The following is a 15,087-nucleotide window of genomic DNA, read 5'->3' on the forward strand; positions in this document are numbered from 1 at the left end:
GTGTTTTTTTTAATTACAATACTTCAGGTGCCAGCGAGATGATCTTCATGTACTGGTCGCGCAGCTCACGGGCGACGGGACCGAAGATACGCGTACCGCGGATTTCACCCTGGTTGTTGAGCAACACCACGGCGTTGTCGTCGAACCGGATATACGAACCGTTGGCACGGCGGATCTCCTTGGTGGTACGCACCACGACAGCTTTCGACACGGCACCCTTCTTGACGTCGCCCGAGGGCGAAGCGCTCTTGACGGCCACCACGATCTTATCGCCGATCGATGCATAACGACGCTTCGTGCCGCCAAGCACCCGGATACAAAGGACCTCCTTCGCACCGCTGTTATCAGCTACTACGAGTCTACTTTCTTGTTGTATCATAACTACTTCGCTCTTTCAATGATTTGTACTAATCTCCAACGCTTCGTCTTACTCAGCGGGCGGGTTTCCATGATGCGAACGGTATCACCTTCCTTGCAGGTCTCGTCCAGGCACTCGGCGGCGAACTTCGTCGTCTTGTTCACGAACTTGCCGTAAATGGGATGCTTCACCTTACGCGCCACTGCAACCACAATGGTCTTCTCCATCTTGTTGCTGACAACCACCCCGATACGTTCCTTTCTAAGATTTCTTTCCATAACGGTCATTAACATTTAGGGTTCTTCTGTCGCAGAATTGTCAGCATACGAGCGATGTCTCTGCGGGATTTCTTGATGATCGAGGGGTCCTCGACGGGCGATACGGCATGCTGTACCTTCAGCTTGGTGAGCTGCGCCTTCTGGGCTTCGATGCGCTCCTGCAACTCCTTCACGGAGAGCTCCTTTATTTCAGCACTTTTCATGTCTTACACTCTTAGATTGATGATTCGACGTAGTCACGCCGTACAATAAACTTGGTCGTAATAGGCAATTTCTGAGCGCCGAGACGAAGTGCCTCCTGTGCAATCTCCATGGGTACGCCCTCCGCCTCGAAGAGAATACGTCCGGGCGTAACGGGTGCCACGAATCCCTCGGGATTACCTTTACCTTTACCCATACGAACCTCGGCGGGTTTCTTGGTGATGGGTTTATCGGGGAAGATGCGGATCCAGATCTGGCCCTCACGCTTCATGTAACGCGTGATGGCCTGGCGGGCAGCCTCGATCTGACGACCCGTGATCCATGTAGATTCCAGTGCCTTGATGCCGAACGAACCGTATGCAAGTTGGTTGCCTCGCTGAGCGATACCCTTCATACGACCCTTCTGCATTCTTCTAAATTTGGTCTTTTTTGGCTGTAACATACTTGTACTTTCGCTTTAAAAGGTCCTACTTACTACTTATTGTTGTTGTTACGACGCTTGTTGCGCGGAGCGCCGCCACGCGGACCACGACCCTGGGGAGCCTGCTGCCCGCCGTGCTGCGAAGCCGAAGCACCGGCGATCTCGAACAGGTCGCGCTTGCCGTATACCGTACCGTGGCAGATCCAGACCTTCACGCCGAGGATACCGACCTTGGTCAGCGCCTCGGTGAGACAGTAGTCCACATCGGCGCGGAAGGTGTGCAGCGGAATACGTCCCTCCTTGATCGTTTCGCTGCGGGCCATCTCGGCGCCGCCGACACGACCCGACACCTGTACCTTGATGCCCTCGGCACCCATGCGCATCGTCGAAGCGACGGCCGTCTTCACGGCACGGCGGAACGATACGCGGCCCTCGAGCTGGCGGGCGATGTTCTGACCCACGATCACGGCGTCCACCTCGGGACGCTTCACCTCGAAGATGTTGATCTGTATCTCCTTGCCGGTGAGCTTCTTCAACTCCTCCTTCAACTTGTCGACCTCCTGACCGCCCTTGCCGATGATGATACCCGGACGGGCCGTCGAAATGGTGACGGTAACCAGTTTGAGCGTGCGCTCGATGATAATCTTGGAAATGCTAGCTTTGGCCAGACGGACATTCAGATACTTGCGGATTTTGGCGTCCTCGACCAGCTTGTCGGAGAAGTCCTTGCCGCCGTACCAGTTGGAGTCCCAACCGCGAATGATACCAAGACGATTTGCTATCGGATTTACTTTCTGTCCCATTGTGCTACTTGTTTTCTGCGATTACCATTTTGTCCACTACGATCGTCACGTGATTCGAACGCTTGCGAATACGGTGTGCGCGACCTTGGGGAGCTGCCTGGATACGTTTGAGCATCCGGCCGCCGTCGACGAAGATCTCCTTGACGCACAGCTTCGTATCTTCCAGACGCTCCGAAGGATTCTTGGCTTCCCAGTTGGCGATCGCCGACTTGAGCAGTTTCTCCACACGGATCGAGGCCTCCTTCTTCGAATAACGGAGGATACCCAGTGCCTTATTGATTTCCACGCCGCGGATGATGTCTGCGACCAGACGCATTTTGCGGGGCGAGGTCGGGCAATCGCGCAGAACGGCTATGGCCTTCTGCTGCTTCTCGGCCTTGTATTTCTTGGCCATTTCAGATTTTCTTGCACCCATTGTCTACCTATTTTTTCTTGTTACCCGCATGACCACGGAAGTTACGCGTCGGAGCAAACTCGCCGAGCTTGTGACCGACCATGTTCTCTGTTACATAAACCGGAATGAACTTGTTTCCGTTGTGGACAGCGATCGTCTGACCTACGAAGTCAGGCGAAATCATACTTGCTCGCGACCAAGTCTTGATGACAGACTTCTTATTGCCTTCCGCCTGAGCGACGACTTTCGCCTCGAGCTTCGGGTCGATAAACGGTCCTTTCTTTAATGAACGGCTCATTATGTTACTCTTTTAATTATTTTTTCTTACGTGAAATAATAAACTTCGAGGTCGTCTTCTTCGGGTTGCGAGTCTTATAACCCTTAGCCAACAGACCCTTGCGCGAACGCGGGTGACCACCCGACGCACGACCTTCGCCACCACCCATCGGGTGATCCACCGGGTTCATCACGACACCGCGGTTGCGCGGGCGACGGCCGAGCCAACGCTCACGACCTGCCTTGCCCGAACTTTCGAGCGAATGGTCGACGTTCGACACTACGCCGATCGTCGCACGGCAGGTTACGAGTACCATACGAGTCTCGCCGGAAGGCAGTTTGATGATGGCAAACTTGCCCTCGCGAGCCAAAAGCTGAGCATACGAACCGGCCGAACGCGCCATGGCGGCACCCTGACCGGGGTAGAGTTCAATGTTGTGGATGATCGTACCCAGCGGAATCTCGCTCAGGAAAAGCGTATTGCCCACTTCGGGCGCCACGCCTGCGCCGCTGCACACCGTCTGGCCGACTTGCAGGCCGTTGGGAGCGATGATGTAGCTCTTCTGACCGTCGGCATAGACGATCAGCGCGATACGCGCGGTACGATTCGGGTCGTATTCGATCGTTTTTACAGTCGCGGCAACGCCGTCCTTGGCACGCTTGAAGTCCACGTTACGGTACATCTGCTTGTGACCGCCGCCGATGTAGCGAACCGTCATCTTGCCCGTATTGTTGCGACCGCCGGAGCTCTTCTTGACGCTCAGCAGCGACTTCTCGGGAACGCTGGTGGTAATCTCGTCGAACGTTCCGCCAATCTTATGTCTTGTACCTGCGGTTACAGGCTTAAACTTTTTTACTGCCATCTTCCTTAGATATTACTGTAAAAATCGATTTTGTCCCCATCCTTCAAGGTGACGATCGCCTTCTTGAAGTTGTTAGCACGACCTTCGAGCAAACCGGCCTTCGTATAACGGCTTTTGAGTTTGCCCATGTAGTTGATGGTGTTGACGTCCGTAACGACCACGCCGTACATCTGCTCGACGGCGTTGCGGATCTGCAACTTGTTAGCTCTTACATCAACGATGAAACCGTAGCGATTCAGTTTTTCGCCCTGAACCGTCATCTTCTCGGTCAAAATAGGCTTAATAATGATTTCCATGTCTGTTTACGTTTTAAGCTAACATTACATTCAACACATTCTCGGCGCCCTCGACCATCACGACGGCCGAAGCGTTCATCAGATCGTAGGTGCAGACGTTCTGTGCCAGCACGGGTTTGATCGACGGAATGTTGCGGCAGGAGAGCTGCAGGTTGACATTCGTCTCGGGCAGTACGAGCAGCACCTTCTTGTCGGCCACTTTCAACGCCTCGGTCAAGGCGATGACCTGCTTGGTCTTCGGAGCCTCCATCTTGACGGCTTCGAGGATCTGGATGGCGCCGGCCTGAGCCTTGTACGTCAACGCGCTGCGGCGTGCCAGTTGTTTGAGTTTCTTGTTGAGCTTGAAGCTATAATCGCGGGGAACCGGACCGAAGATACGACCGCCGCCGGGAAACAGAGGCGACTTGATCGAACCGCAGCGGGCACCGCCCGTACCCTTCTGACGCTTCAGCTTGCGGGTCGAACCTGCGACTTCGTTGCGCTGCTTCGACTTGTGGGTACCCTGACGCTGGTCGGCCAGATACTGCTTCACGTCGAGGTAAATAGCGTGGTCATTAGCCTCCACGCCGAATACCGAGTCCGCGAGGACAACCTTGCGACCCGTCTCTTTTCCTTCAGTGTTCAATACAGCTAATTCCATGACTACTTCTCGATTGTTAAATAAGAACCTTTTGCTCCCGGAATCGACCCTTTGACGAGGATCAGATTGTTCTCGGGGATTACTTTCAATACTTTGAGGTTGAGCACCTTCACCTGCTCGCCGCCCATCCGGCCCGGAAGACGCTTGCCAGGGAATACGCGCGAAGGATACGACGAGGCGCCGAGCGAACCCGGCTTGCGCTGGCGGTTGTGCTGACCGTGGGTCTGACCGCCGACGCCGCCAAAACCGTGACGTTTCACAACGCCCTGGAAGCCGCGGCCTTTCGAAATCCCGGTCACGTCCACCCAGTCCTCTTCGGAGAAGATGTCCACGGTGAGCGTGTCGCCGAGGTTCACTTCCGGCATGTCCTTGAACTCCGCCATCTTACGCTTGGGAGTGGTGCCCGCCTTCTTGAAGTGTCCTAACAAACTGCTGCTGGTGTGCTTTTCACTTTTGTCGTCATAGGCAATCTGGACGGCCTCGTAAGCATCCTTTTCGAGGGTCTTGATTTGCGTAACCACACACGGACCAGCCTCAATAACAGTGCATGGTATGTTCTTACCCTCGGCACTGTAAACGGAAGTCATTCCGATTTTTTTACCAATTAGTCCTGACATTTTAGTCTTTAAAGTTTGTTAATAAAGTGATTTCCATTTTTTCGCAGGAGTCGGGAGCCACCCCTTCGGGGACTCCCTCTCCGGCTTTCGCATTCGGGGAGGAATCGGCGGACTACCGCTCACCTCCCATATCGGTTTCGTTGAATTTCATCCTTCGTTTTCTCGCCTCGGCATAGCCCGAACAAGTTCGGCTCTGCACTCGGCTTAACGAAAACGTTGAATCCCATCCTTCGTTTTCCCGCCTCGGCATAGCCCGAACAAGTTCGGCTCTGCGCTCGGCTTAATGAAAACGTCGAATCAATTGTTTCCGTCCGCGGCATCCGCCTTCCGGTGGCGGCGGCACCGTCCGGCCCGACCTCGCGGCTGCAATCCGGCGCGCTGCGTCCGCTCCGGCGGAAAACATCCGCCCGCATTCGGCGCTCCCGCTACGCCGACAGGCTCCAAGCCCGCCTCGATCTTCGGGAGCGGTCGAAAATCAGACCTTGATCTCCACCTCGACACCCGACGGAAGCTCCAGCTTCATCAGCGCGTCGATCGTCTTCGCCGTCGACGAGTAGATGTCCAGGATGCGCTTGAACGTGCAGAGCTGGAACTGCTCGCGGGCCTTCTTGTTCACGAAGGTCGAACGGTTGACGGTAAAGATCTTCTTCTGCGTGGGAAGGGGTACCGGACCGCTCACTACCGCGCCGGTGCTCTTCACGGTCTTGACGATTTTCTCGGCCGACTTGTCAACGAGATTATGGTCGAAAGACTTTAATTTGATTCTAATTTTCTGACTCATATCGGTTTGCTTATTCTATATCCTTATTCTTGTGACCGCTCTTCTCGATGATCTCCTTGGCAAGGTTAGCGGGAACCTCCTCGAAGTGCGAGAACTCCATCGACGACGTGGCGCGGCCCGACGAAATCGTACGCAGCACGGTCACGTAGCCGAACATCTCCGACAGGGGAACCTTCGCCTTCACGACGCGGGCGTTGCCCTTCGACTCCATGCCCTGGATCTGACCGCGACGCTTGTTCAGGTCGCCGATGATGTCGCCCATGCTCTCCTCGGGAGTGAGCACCTCCACCGACATGATCGGTTCCAGAATGACCGAACCGGCCTTCGGAGCCGCATGGCGGTAGCCGTTGCGGGCTGCGATCTCGAACGAAAGCTGATCCGAGTCGACCGGGTGGAACGAACCGTCCTTGAGGGTAACCTTCATCGAGTCCATCGTATAGCCGGCCAGCGCACCGTTGGCCATGGCGGCCTCGAAGCCCTTCTGAACCGAGGGGATGAACTCCTTGGGAATGTTGCCGCCCTTGACCTCGTCGACGAACGTCAGACCCATCTTGCCCTCTTCGGCAGGGCCGATCTCGAAGATGATGTCGGCGAACTTACCGCGGCCGCCGGTCTGCTTCTTGAAGACCTCGCGGTGCTGGACGGTCGTGGTGAGCGCCTCCTTGTAGTTGACCTGGGGCGCACCCTGGTTGATCTCGACGCCGAACTCGCGGCGCAGACGGTCGACGATGATGTCGAGGTGAAGCTCGCCCATGCCGCTGATGATCGTCTGTCCGCTCTCCTCGTCGGTACGAACCGTAAAGGTCGGGTCCTCTTCGGCCAGCTTGCCCAGTGCGATGCCCAGCTTGTCGAGGTCTTTCTGCGTCTTGGGCTCGACGGCCAGACCGATCACCGGCTCGGGGAAGGTCATCTGTTCGAGCACGATCGGCGCATTCTCGGCGCAGAGCGTATCGCCCGTGCGGATCTCCTTGAAACCGACGGCGGCGCAGATGTCGCCCGCAACGACCGTCTCGATCGGGTTCTGCTTGTTGGAGTGCATCTGGTAGATACGGCTGATACGCTCGCGCTTGCCGCTGCGCGTGTCGAGCACGTAGGAACCGGCATCCAGTTTTCCCGAATAGACGCGCACGAACGCCAGACGGCCAACGAAGGGGTCGGTAGCGATCTTGAACGCCAGACCGCAGAACGGATCGTCCTCCGAAGCGTGGCGCACGGTTTCCTCGTCGGTCTTGGGGTTGATACCCGTGACGGCAGGCAGATCCAGCGGCGACGGCAGGAACGCGATGATGCAATCGAGCAGTTTCTGCACGCCCTTGTTGTGGAACGACGAGCCGCAGAGCATCGGCACGAGCGTCATCTGGATCGTCGCCTTGCGGATCGCGGCGATCAGCTCTTCGGGTGTGATCGACGCGGGGTCTTCGAAGAACTTCTCCATCAGCGCGTCGTCGGTAGCGGCGACCTCTTCGATGAGCTTGTTGCGCCACTCCTCGGCCTCGGCCTTCATGTTGTCCGGAATCTCGCGGATATCGAAATTGTCGCGGACGGTCTTGTCGTCGTAGTAGTAGTACGCCTTATTATATATAAGGTCAACGATTCCTTCGAATTTATCCTCCGCACCGATCGGCAGAACGATCGGAAGCGCCGTAGCGCCGAAGTGCTCCTTGATCTGGCTGCATACGGCGAAGAAATCGGCGCCCGTGCGGTCCATCTTGTTGACGTAACCGATACGCGGCACGTTGTATTTGTCGGCCTGACGCCAAACGGTCTCCGACTGGGGCTCCACGCCGCCCACAGCGCAGAAGGTAGCCACGGCGCCGTCCAGCACGCGCAGCGAACGCTCCACCTCGACGGTGAAGTCGACGTGTCCCGGAGTGTCGATCAGGTTGATCTGATACTGGTGATCCTTGTAGTTCCAGAATGCGGTCGTAGCCGCCGAGGTGATCGTGATACCGCGTTCCTGCTCCTGAGCCATCCAGTCCATCACGGCCGACCCCTCGTGCGTTTCGCCGATTTTGTGAGTCTTGCCCGTGTAGAAAAGGATACGCTCCGAAGTAGTGGTCTTACCGGCGTCGATGTGAGCCATGATACCGATATTGCGAACGTAGTGTAAATCTCGTGTTGCCATCTGTCTCTACCCGTTTTAGAATCTGAAGTGTGCGAACGCCTTGTTGGCCTCGGCCATGCGGTGCATCTCCTCCTTGCGTTTGAAGGCGGCACCCTGCTGGTTGTAGGCATCCAGTATCTCGCCCGAAAGCTTCTCAGCCATTGATTTGCCGGCGCGCTTACGCGAGTAAAGGACAAGGTTTTTCATGGAAATCGAAATCTTGCGCTCCGGACGAACCTCCGTAGGAACCTGGAATGTCGCGCCACCGATACGCTTCGATTTCACTTCGACTTGGGGCGTGATATTCTCGAGAGCCTGTTTCCAGACCTCCAGCGGAGATTTATCAGCATCCTTCATCTTCTTGCCCACGATTTCCAGCGAGTCGTAGAAAATCGAATAGGCAATACTCTTCTTACCGTCCAGCATAAGATTGTTCACGAAACGCGTTACGAGCACGTCGCCGAACTTGGGATCCGGAAGTAGAATTCGCTTTTTTGGCTTAGCTTTTCTCATTGTCGTTTATAGTCTTTTCTTTAACCGATTATTTCTTTCCTGCCTTGGGACGCTTGGCACCGTACTTCGAACGACGCTGCAAACGGCCGTCCACGCCCGCCGAGTCGAGCGCACCGCGCACCAGGTGATAACGCACGCCGGGGAGGTCCTTCACACGACCGCCGCGGACCAGCACGATGGAGTGCTCCTGCAAGTTGTGGCCTTCTCCGGGGATATAGGCGTTGACCTCCTTGCCGTTGGTCAATCTTACACGCGCCACCTTACGCATCGCCGAGTTCGGCTTCTTCGGGGTCGTCGTATACACACGGGTGCAAACGCCTCGACGCTGGGGACACGCAGCGAGTGCCGGGGACTTACTCTTGTCCTGCAAGGCAACTCGTCCGTTTCGTACTAACTGTTGAATAGTTGGCATTTCTTAAACGTTTTTGTCCTTTAATTTGTTAATTTTCATCAGGCTTCTCGGCCCGACTCCGGTTTCCATAACATCCGAAATGGACTGCAAAGGTAATGAAAAAATTCGAATAACCATATATATGCCCGCTTTTTTCGCCGTTTTTTCAGCGAATTAGCTGCTTTGCGATTCTTTTTGCTTATTATTTTTAAACAATTATATAATTTGACTTATACAGTTTTATTCCCGATGCCGGCAAACCGGACTGCGACAACCGGTTAGCAGAGGGAAACGCCCCTTCCGGACCACCTCGAAAACACCCTCTGCAAACGCACTCCGCATCGGGCCGGAAGCGGCTCCGCCCCGCCCGTCTGCCGCCGTATCCGCCGCAATCGTCGTACACCCGATTCCGACTGCCGGCACCGCGAAAGAGCCGGACAACCTCCGCCGGCATACTCTCCGGAGTGAAGGAGTGAAAAAATTACAAATTCTTCGACGAGGTTATTGGGCATTTCGAAAAATTCGCTATCTTTGTCCCGCAAACGGGGGATTAGCTCAGCTGGCTAGAGCGCTTGCATGGCATGCAAGAGGTCACGAGTTCGAATCTCGTATTCTCCACCAAAGCGACGGAGACGGAAGCCCTGCAAAATATTCATTTGCAGGGTTTTATATTTTCGAGAGTAACGCGACCAAATGTAGACAAACGCATATTACCCGCAGCCTATTCGGGGCACCTTGCGTCTCCGAAAAAACAGGCAGGCCGAATAAGGACTCAATGCGTTGTATTACATAATTTTACACCGGCCTACATATCCGGGGGGGGGTAATATTCTGGCTATAAGCAAAAGTGCAAGTCATCCTGCTTTTTTTGTCGTCTCACGGTATAAGGAATCCGACTCGATACCGGAGCCGTGAAACGATGAGCCGGCTGCAAGCGCGGACTCAGGGGACGGAGCGCGTGCGTCCCCGCGAATAGTCGCCCGACGCCGGTGTCAGACGGTTCGTCGTAGGCGGAGGTAGCCGACTGAGAGACCGATCTTGTTGGGATGCCACACCGAGGAGCTGTCGAATGGATCGGGGTATTCGGGCTATACGGGACGACGGAGCTGTGTGTATCGATCCGGCCGTCGTCCGAATAGCCGTTGTAGCGGCTGTCCATCCAGACCTACCGAAGTAAGCCGCCAGCAGCCATCGCCCGGCGAACCGGTATTCGCAATTCACGCACAGGCCGATCGTCATGCCGTAACCCTTGCAATAGCAGTTTCCGAATTTAAGTTTCCAGTTTTCGATACAGGGTTTCGACATGTCGAAGGCCATCATCCCGACATTGTCCCCGAGGTGCCACCCACGGTTATATTCCTCGAAGAAGCGGCGGGATTCGCTCATGAAAATGGCGAAGGTCACGTGCTCGCTGTCGAAGGGTTTCAACAGGGGAGACGACGATTTCGCTCCGGAGCGTCGACTCGGACGTGATGACGAACTCTACGGCCGGACAGACACTTCCCACCCACGCATAAAGGCCGTTGAGTTCGACGTATCCCCGAGGGAGTGCGTTCCGTATGCCGAAGAGTATGAATAGGAGCGCGCAGGCCTCGAATTCGTAGATTTGTTTTTCTTTATTTGCAAAATTCAGCCGATACGAAGGTATAAGTCTACCATCCCAAAACCGTCTTGCTTGCGATTTTGGCAGGACTTTCCGACGGATAAAAGTCGAGCCGAAGGTAAGAAAAAATCCGGCCGATGTACAATCGGCCGGATTTTCACCATAATACTCGGACGCCGGAAGTTCGTTACATCGCTTCAAACCGGACTGTCATGGTCGTAAGGTCCGCCGTGATCCGGTAGTTTCCGTCTCCGAATCCCATCAGCAGGGGATAGAACTGGTTGCTGCTTTGCGCAAGTTCCCAGCCGCGGTAGCCCGTCTGTCCGTCGTGGTCGTCGAAAGCCTCCTTGGCGCCGTATTCGGTGCTCCATTCGCTGTTCGAAATGATGAATTTGAATCCGTTGCCCTTGTTGTCGTCCGGATTCGCCGTGCCGACCTTCACCGGAACGTTCTCCGCCGTAAAGATTCCCGGAGCGGTTTGGGTCATCGCCACGGCCTGACCCAAATCCCAACCGTGAGGCATCGCATCGCCCAATATGTAGAGTGCAGTCGGGTAATCAGGGTCCTGAGACGGTTCGAAGCGTACCACCATCGTCGTGAAGTCGACGGTAATGTCGTATACTCCGGAAGCCTGTCCCATCAGCAGGGGATAGAACTGATTGCTGCTTTGCGCAAGTTCCCAGCCGCGGTAACCCTGTTGTCCGTCGTGGTCGTCGAAAGCCTCCTTGGCGCCGTATTCGGTACTCCATTCGCTGTTCGAAACCCCGAATTTGAATCCGTTGCCCTTGTTGTCGTCCGGATTGGCCGTGCCGACGTCGATGTTTACACCTTTGACCTGAAATACCCCGTTGCTCGTTTTCGTCAGGGGAATGAAGTTGCCGAGATCCCATCCCGCCTCCGTAGCCGGCCCGAAGAGAAACAGCGTTTCGGGATAGGAGGGCGCAGTGCCGCCCGTGAGGGTGACTTTCAGGGTGTTGAGATCGACGCGCACGGTATAGTAGCCTTCGCCTAGGCCCTGATCACCCGGGATGAAGCGGATGTCACCGTCATCGCCGCCCTTTTTCATAAGGGTCCAGTATTCGCCGGCTGCCTCGTCACGGATGTACTCCGTCCAGTCGTAGAAATAGAATTTGAAGCTGCTCTCCGGTTTGAGATAAATATTGGTGTTTTCATAAATATTCTCCCCGACAAGCAGCAGGGCATTCGCCTCGACCATATCCCAGCCATTCTCCATGTTGTCGCCCAGTATGTAGAGCGCCGTTTCGGGGTCAAATTCCGTGACGTCGCCCGTCCGGGTCAGCGTGAGCAGCATGGTATTGAGGTCGACGTGTACGGTGTAGATGCCGCTCGTGTAGTCGTACTGCAAGGGATAGAACTGCGAATCCCCGTCGTTGGCGATGGCGAAGGTCTGGATCTGACCGAATTCGCCGTCGATCTTTTGCCCGTAGAACGGATAGCTGCCATTCTCCTCGACGTAAAATTTGAAGCCTTTGTTGTCTGCGGGTTTGCCGAATTTCAGCACGACGTTCTCTGCCGTGTAGGTGCCTGCGTCGCCTTGCGGCAACTCGATCGCCTTGTCCCAGCCGTATTCGCAGGCGCCTCCCTTCATCCAGAGCGATGCGGGCTTCACCACTTCGGCAGCGTAGGCCGTGGCAGCGAAAGCTACCTCCTCCGAGGTTTTGTCCTCGATAAGGTAATTGTCGGTGTGTGCATAGACGCATGCCCGGAAGGCGAAACGTTCGCCGCTTTTACCGCCGAAGGTCGTTATGATGAGGTCGTTGAGTTCCTCGTGCGTGAACGAGATCGTCAGGCCGGCTTCCCCTCCCCACTCCCGTTTTATCCCTTTGAACAAATCCTCGCCTTCTATGTTCAGGTACAGATCATACTCGACCGATGAACTGCGGGTCACGACCGAAGCAGCCGTCCACGAGAATTTCAGGGCCTCCTGATCCGCTTTATTGGCGTCAAGCGTTATCTCCTCTTCCGAGACCGTGAGCACGGGAGCCGTCAGTTCGCCCCATTCCTTGTCGGGAAAGTCCGACGTGTTGTCGTCGCTGCACGAGGCGACGGGGAGTGCAAAAGCCAACGCGCCCGCGATGTATTTCCAAAGATGTTTCATACTGGCTGGTTTAGGTTCGTTAACGAATTTATTTACAAACGTAAAAATAGAGGATAAAAACCGGATAACCATGAAAAGCGTCGCATGGTACAAGCATTTGATGAAAAAGTATCATTCGTACGGTTCGCTGTCTCCGGGACTTGGAGATAAAAGCAGGGCGGTTCGGGTTATTTCGGGCTGTTAAGGAACTTTGAGGAGGTATTTTGATGACGTCGGGTGTATCTTTCCTGCCTCATGGGTGTTAAAATGGTATTATCCCATCCAATTATAATACTTTTCAATCCTTCTGCATCACATCCGTTGCAGAACCCTTGTGAAACCTTTATTTTTACACAGCACAAACGGGAGACGCCTGTTGTTTTATTCGTGTATCCGGAATTTTCCGTAAACCTGTTTATTACCTATAAGCCATGAAAAGAATAGTCGCAATCTATTTATTTACAATGCTTTCTGGCATTGCTTCCGCCGCCTGCGAAAAAAGTTATACGATCCATTCTCCCGACAGGACGATCGGGATTACACTGACGGTCGGGAACCGGATCGCCTATGAGGTCCGTGTCGACGGTCGAACGGTCGTGGCTCCTACGCCGGTGGCGATGACGCTGGACGACGGGACCGTGTGGGGAGGTTCGGCGCAGCCGTCCCGCATCCGCAAAGGGATGGTCGATACTTCTTTTGCGACGCCTTTTTATATTAAAAAGCGGGTCGCAGACCACTATAACTGGCTGCGGGCTGATTTCCGGCAAGGTTTCGCCATTGAACTTCGAGCCTACGATGATGGAGTCGCCTACCGATTCATTTCCACGACGGACCGGTCGCTGGTTGTCGCTTCCGAAGAGGCGGGCGCCGCTTTTCCGGAGGACTGGACATGTTGGGTACCCTATGTGCGGGACTGCGACGGTACTGAGATCGTCCCTTTCGGGAGCCAGTTCAAGACTTCGTTCGAGAACCTCTATACCGTAACCCGACTTTCGAAGCTCGATCCTGCACGACTGGCTTTCCTGCCACTGGTCGTGGCTGCCGACGACGGTGTGAAACTCTGCTTTACCGAGGCCGACCTGCAAGCCTATCCGGGCATGTACTTCAATTATCCCGGTCAGGGGTACTCCCTGCGCGGTATTTTCGCACCGTATCCGAAGCGTACGCATGACGGCGGACATGACAATCTCCAAAACGTCGTGGATGAATACGACAATTTCATCGCCAAGGCCGCACCCCAGACTTCGTTCCCGTGGCGAACGATCCTCATTGCCCGCGAGGACCGGCAACTGCTCGATAACGACATGGTCATGCGGCTGGCCGAACCGTCGCGTCTCGAAGACGTGTCGTGGATACGCCCTGGATTGGCAGCTTGGGAGTGGTGGAACGACTGGGGACTCCACGGCGTCGGTTTCGAGGCCGGGATCAATACGCCGACCTATAAGCATTACATCGATTTTGCGGCCCGCAACGGAATCGCATATCTGGTGATGGACGACGGATGGTCGAAAGACAAGACCGACCTGATGTCGGGCGGTAGCGACCGCCTCGATCTGGAAGAGGTGCTGCGTTATGCGAAGGAGAAGGACGTCGGCATCATCCTATGGGCGGGTTACCGCGCCTTCGACCGCGACATGGAGGAGGTTTGCCGCCATTACTCAGCATTGGGCGTCAAAGGATTCAAAGTCGACTTCATGGACCGTGATGACCAGCAGATCGCCGAATTCCTCTACCGCGGGGCGGCTACCGCCGCCAAATACGGACTATTGCTCGACTACCACGGTATATATAAGCCTGCCGGTCTGCAACGCACCTATCCCAACGTCGTCAATTTCGAAGGCGTACATGGACTGGAACAGATGAAATGGTCGGAAGAGTCGGTCGATCAGGTGACCTACGATGTGACGATGCCGTTCATCCGAATGACCGCCGGCCCCGTGGACTACACGCAGGGAGCCATGCTCAACGCCGCGAAGGGGCACTTCTTTCCGCGTCGCAGCGAGCCGATGAGTCAGGGCACCCGCTGCCGCCAGCTGGCTGAATACATCGTTTTTCATGCGCCGCTGTCGATGCTCTGCGATTCGCCCTCCAACTACGACCGGGAACCCGAATGTACGGCTTTCATCTGCGGCGTTCCCACGGTGTGGGACCGGACCGTGGCGCTTGACGGATGCCTCGGGGAGTATGCGGCCGTCGCCCGCTGCAAAGGGGATGTCTGGTACGTCGGCGGCCTTACGGGGCACGAAGGCCGCACGGTGACGCTCGACCTCGGATTTCTTGGCGACGGAAACTTTACGGCCGAGATCTTCTGCGACGGCACCAATGCCGCTAAGTATGGACATGATTACCAGCGTGTAACCCGTACGCTGGGAATGGATCGCACGTTGGAAATAACGATAGCTCCCGCCGGGGGATTCGCCCTGCGGATCACACGGGAGTAAAATAAATAC

Annotated in this window: 17 protein-coding genes and 1 tRNA gene; 2 read left to right on the forward strand and 16 right to left on the reverse strand. The window is 55.4% G+C overall.

The features are described 5' to 3' along the window. Window positions 1–13: 13 nt before the first annotated feature. The 15 genes from rplN to rpsL form a co-directional block, all read right to left on the reverse strand. Window positions 14–379, reverse strand: coding sequence for a 50S ribosomal protein L14 (gene rplN, locus FMF02_RS05160; protein ID WP_026074977.1), 366 nt, complete (start codon window positions 377–379; stop codon window positions 14–16). Window positions 380–381: 2 nt separating this feature from the next. Continuing rightward, window positions 382–636, reverse strand: a complete 255-nt coding sequence (gene rpsQ, locus FMF02_RS05165) for a 30S ribosomal protein S17 (RefSeq protein WP_026074976.1) — start codon at window positions 634–636, stop codon at window positions 382–384. Window positions 637–644: 8 nt separating this feature from the next. Beyond that, window positions 645–839, reverse strand: a complete 195-nt coding sequence (rpmC, locus tag FMF02_RS05170; protein ID WP_019130832.1) for a 50S ribosomal protein L29 — start codon at window positions 837–839, stop codon at window positions 645–647. A gap of 11 nt (window positions 840–850) precedes the next feature. Beyond that, complete coding sequence (gene rplP, locus FMF02_RS05175) at window positions 851–1,279, reverse strand: 50S ribosomal protein L16 (protein WP_026074975.1); 429 nt, start codon at window positions 1,277–1,279, stop codon at window positions 851–853. A 32-nt stretch (window positions 1,280–1,311) separates the two neighbouring features. After that, window positions 1,312–2,061: a 30S ribosomal protein S3 gene (rpsC, locus tag FMF02_RS05180; RefSeq protein ID WP_019130830.1), complete on the reverse strand. Its 750-nt coding sequence runs from the start codon at window positions 2,059–2,061 to the stop codon at window positions 1,312–1,314. A gap of 4 nt (window positions 2,062–2,065) precedes the next feature. Beyond that, on the reverse strand, window positions 2,066–2,476 hold the full coding sequence (rplV, locus tag FMF02_RS05185) for a 50S ribosomal protein L22 (RefSeq protein ID WP_026074974.1): 411 nt from the start codon (window positions 2,474–2,476) through the stop codon (window positions 2,066–2,068). Between the two features lie 7 nt (window positions 2,477–2,483). Continuing rightward, window positions 2,484–2,753, reverse strand: coding sequence for a 30S ribosomal protein S19 (gene rpsS / locus FMF02_RS05190; protein WP_009597568.1), 270 nt, complete (start codon window positions 2,751–2,753; stop codon window positions 2,484–2,486). A 16-nt stretch (window positions 2,754–2,769) separates the two neighbouring features. Next, entirely contained in the window at window positions 2,770–3,594 is an 825-nt protein-coding gene (gene rplB, locus FMF02_RS05195) for a 50S ribosomal protein L2 (RefSeq protein WP_019130828.1), read from the reverse strand. Window positions 3,595–3,599: 5 nt separating this feature from the next. Then, the gene (rplW, locus tag FMF02_RS05200; RefSeq protein WP_019130827.1) at window positions 3,600–3,890 is read right to left on the reverse strand and encodes a 50S ribosomal protein L23; all 291 of its coding nucleotides are present in this window, start codon (window positions 3,888–3,890) and stop codon (window positions 3,600–3,602) included. A gap of 13 nt (window positions 3,891–3,903) precedes the next feature. Next, on the reverse strand, window positions 3,904–4,530 hold the full coding sequence (gene rplD / locus FMF02_RS05205) for a 50S ribosomal protein L4 (RefSeq protein WP_026074973.1): 627 nt from the start codon (window positions 4,528–4,530) through the stop codon (window positions 3,904–3,906). Between the two features lie 2 nt (window positions 4,531–4,532). Beyond that, window positions 4,533–5,147 (reverse strand): 50S ribosomal protein L3, encoded by a 615-nt coding sequence (rplC, locus tag FMF02_RS05210; RefSeq protein ID WP_026074972.1) that lies wholly within the window; start codon window positions 5,145–5,147, stop codon window positions 4,533–4,535. 475 nt (window positions 5,148–5,622) lie between these two features. After that, window positions 5,623–5,928, reverse strand: a complete 306-nt coding sequence (gene rpsJ / locus FMF02_RS05215; protein WP_019130824.1) for a 30S ribosomal protein S10 — start codon at window positions 5,926–5,928, stop codon at window positions 5,623–5,625. 10 nt (window positions 5,929–5,938) lie between these two features. Beyond that, window positions 5,939–8,053 (reverse strand): elongation factor G, encoded by a 2,115-nt coding sequence (fusA, locus tag FMF02_RS05220; RefSeq protein WP_141412388.1) that lies wholly within the window; start codon window positions 8,051–8,053, stop codon window positions 5,939–5,941. A gap of 15 nt (window positions 8,054–8,068) precedes the next feature. Further along, a complete protein-coding gene (gene rpsG / locus FMF02_RS05225) occupies window positions 8,069–8,545 on the reverse strand; it encodes a 30S ribosomal protein S7 (RefSeq protein ID WP_026074970.1) in 477 nt (158 codons plus the stop codon). 28 nt (window positions 8,546–8,573) lie between these two features. After that, complete coding sequence (gene rpsL, locus FMF02_RS05230) at window positions 8,574–8,957, reverse strand: 30S ribosomal protein S12 (RefSeq protein WP_026074969.1); 384 nt, start codon at window positions 8,955–8,957, stop codon at window positions 8,574–8,576. A gap of 523 nt (window positions 8,958–9,480) precedes the next feature. Between rpsL and FMF02_RS05235 the strand changes: the two genes are divergently transcribed. Further along, window positions 9,481–9,557: transfer RNA gene (locus tag FMF02_RS05235), tRNA-Ala, on the forward strand. Window positions 9,558–10,726: 1,169 nt separating this feature from the next. On the opposite strand, the gene FMF02_RS05245 is transcribed toward FMF02_RS05235, so the two are convergent. Continuing rightward, window positions 10,727–12,658 (reverse strand): SusE domain-containing protein, encoded by a 1,932-nt coding sequence (locus tag FMF02_RS05245; protein WP_141412389.1) that lies wholly within the window; start codon window positions 12,656–12,658, stop codon window positions 10,727–10,729. A gap of 443 nt (window positions 12,659–13,101) precedes the next feature. Here FMF02_RS05245 and FMF02_RS05250 point away from each other — a divergent pair, with 443 nt between their 5' ends. Continuing rightward, window positions 13,102–15,078, forward strand: coding sequence for a retaining alpha-galactosidase (locus tag FMF02_RS05250; protein WP_141412390.1), 1,977 nt, complete (start codon window positions 13,102–13,104; stop codon window positions 15,076–15,078). Window positions 15,079–15,087: the final 9 nt, after the last annotated feature.

Origin of the sequence: Alistipes communis (assembly GCF_006542665.1) — a bacterium.
Lineage (GTDB): Bacteria > Bacteroidota > Bacteroidia > Bacteroidales > Rikenellaceae > Alistipes > Alistipes communis.

What these genes read in the sequence shown, in the direction of transcription:
- rplN (WP_026074977.1), bottom strand. Translation starts at nt 379, where the DNA reads ATGATACAACAAGAAAGTAGACTCGTAGTAGCTGATAACAGCGGTGCG.
- rpsQ (WP_026074976.1), bottom strand. Translation starts at nt 636, where the DNA reads ATGGAAAGAAATCTTAGAAAGGAACGTATCGGGGTGGTTGTCAGCAAC.
- rpmC (WP_019130832.1), bottom strand. Translation starts at nt 839, where the DNA reads ATGAAAAGTGCTGAAATAAAGGAGCTCTCCGTGAAGGAGTTGCAGGAG.
- rplP (WP_026074975.1), bottom strand. Translation starts at nt 1,279, where the DNA reads ATGTTACAGCCAAAAAAGACCAAATTTAGAAGAATGCAGAAGGGTCGT.
- rpsC (WP_019130830.1), bottom strand. Translation starts at nt 2,061, where the DNA reads ATGGGACAGAAAGTAAATCCGATAGCAAATCGTCTTGGTATCATTCGC.
- rplV (WP_026074974.1), bottom strand. Translation starts at nt 2,476, where the DNA reads ATGGGTGCAAGAAAATCTGAAATGGCCAAGAAATACAAGGCCGAGAAG.
- rpsS (WP_009597568.1), bottom strand. Translation starts at nt 2,753, where the DNA reads ATGAGCCGTTCATTAAAGAAAGGACCGTTTATCGACCCGAAGCTCGAG.
- rplB (WP_019130828.1), bottom strand. Translation starts at nt 3,594, where the DNA reads ATGGCAGTAAAAAAGTTTAAGCCTGTAACCGCAGGTACAAGACATAAG.
- rplW (WP_019130827.1), bottom strand. Translation starts at nt 3,890, where the DNA reads ATGGAAATCATTATTAAGCCTATTTTGACCGAGAAGATGACGGTTCAG.
- rplD (WP_026074973.1), bottom strand. Translation starts at nt 4,530, where the DNA reads ATGGAATTAGCTGTATTGAACACTGAAGGAAAAGAGACGGGTCGCAAG.
- rplC (WP_026074972.1), bottom strand. Translation starts at nt 5,147, where the DNA reads ATGTCAGGACTAATTGGTAAAAAAATCGGAATGACTTCCGTTTACAGT.
- rpsJ (WP_019130824.1), bottom strand. Translation starts at nt 5,928, where the DNA reads ATGAGTCAGAAAATTAGAATCAAATTAAAGTCTTTCGACCATAATCTC.
- fusA (WP_141412388.1), bottom strand. Translation starts at nt 8,053, where the DNA reads ATGGCAACACGAGATTTACACTACGTTCGCAATATCGGTATCATGGCT.
- rpsG (WP_026074970.1), bottom strand. Translation starts at nt 8,545, where the DNA reads ATGAGAAAAGCTAAGCCAAAAAAGCGAATTCTACTTCCGGATCCCAAG.
- rpsL (WP_026074969.1), bottom strand. Translation starts at nt 8,957, where the DNA reads ATGCCAACTATTCAACAGTTAGTACGAAACGGACGAGTTGCCTTGCAG.
- FMF02_RS05245 (WP_141412389.1), bottom strand. Translation starts at nt 12,658, where the DNA reads ATGAAACATCTTTGGAAATACATCGCGGGCGCGTTGGCTTTTGCACTC.
- FMF02_RS05250 (WP_141412390.1), top strand. Translation starts at nt 13,102, where the DNA reads ATGCTTTCTGGCATTGCTTCCGCCGCCTGCGAAAAAAGTTATACGATC.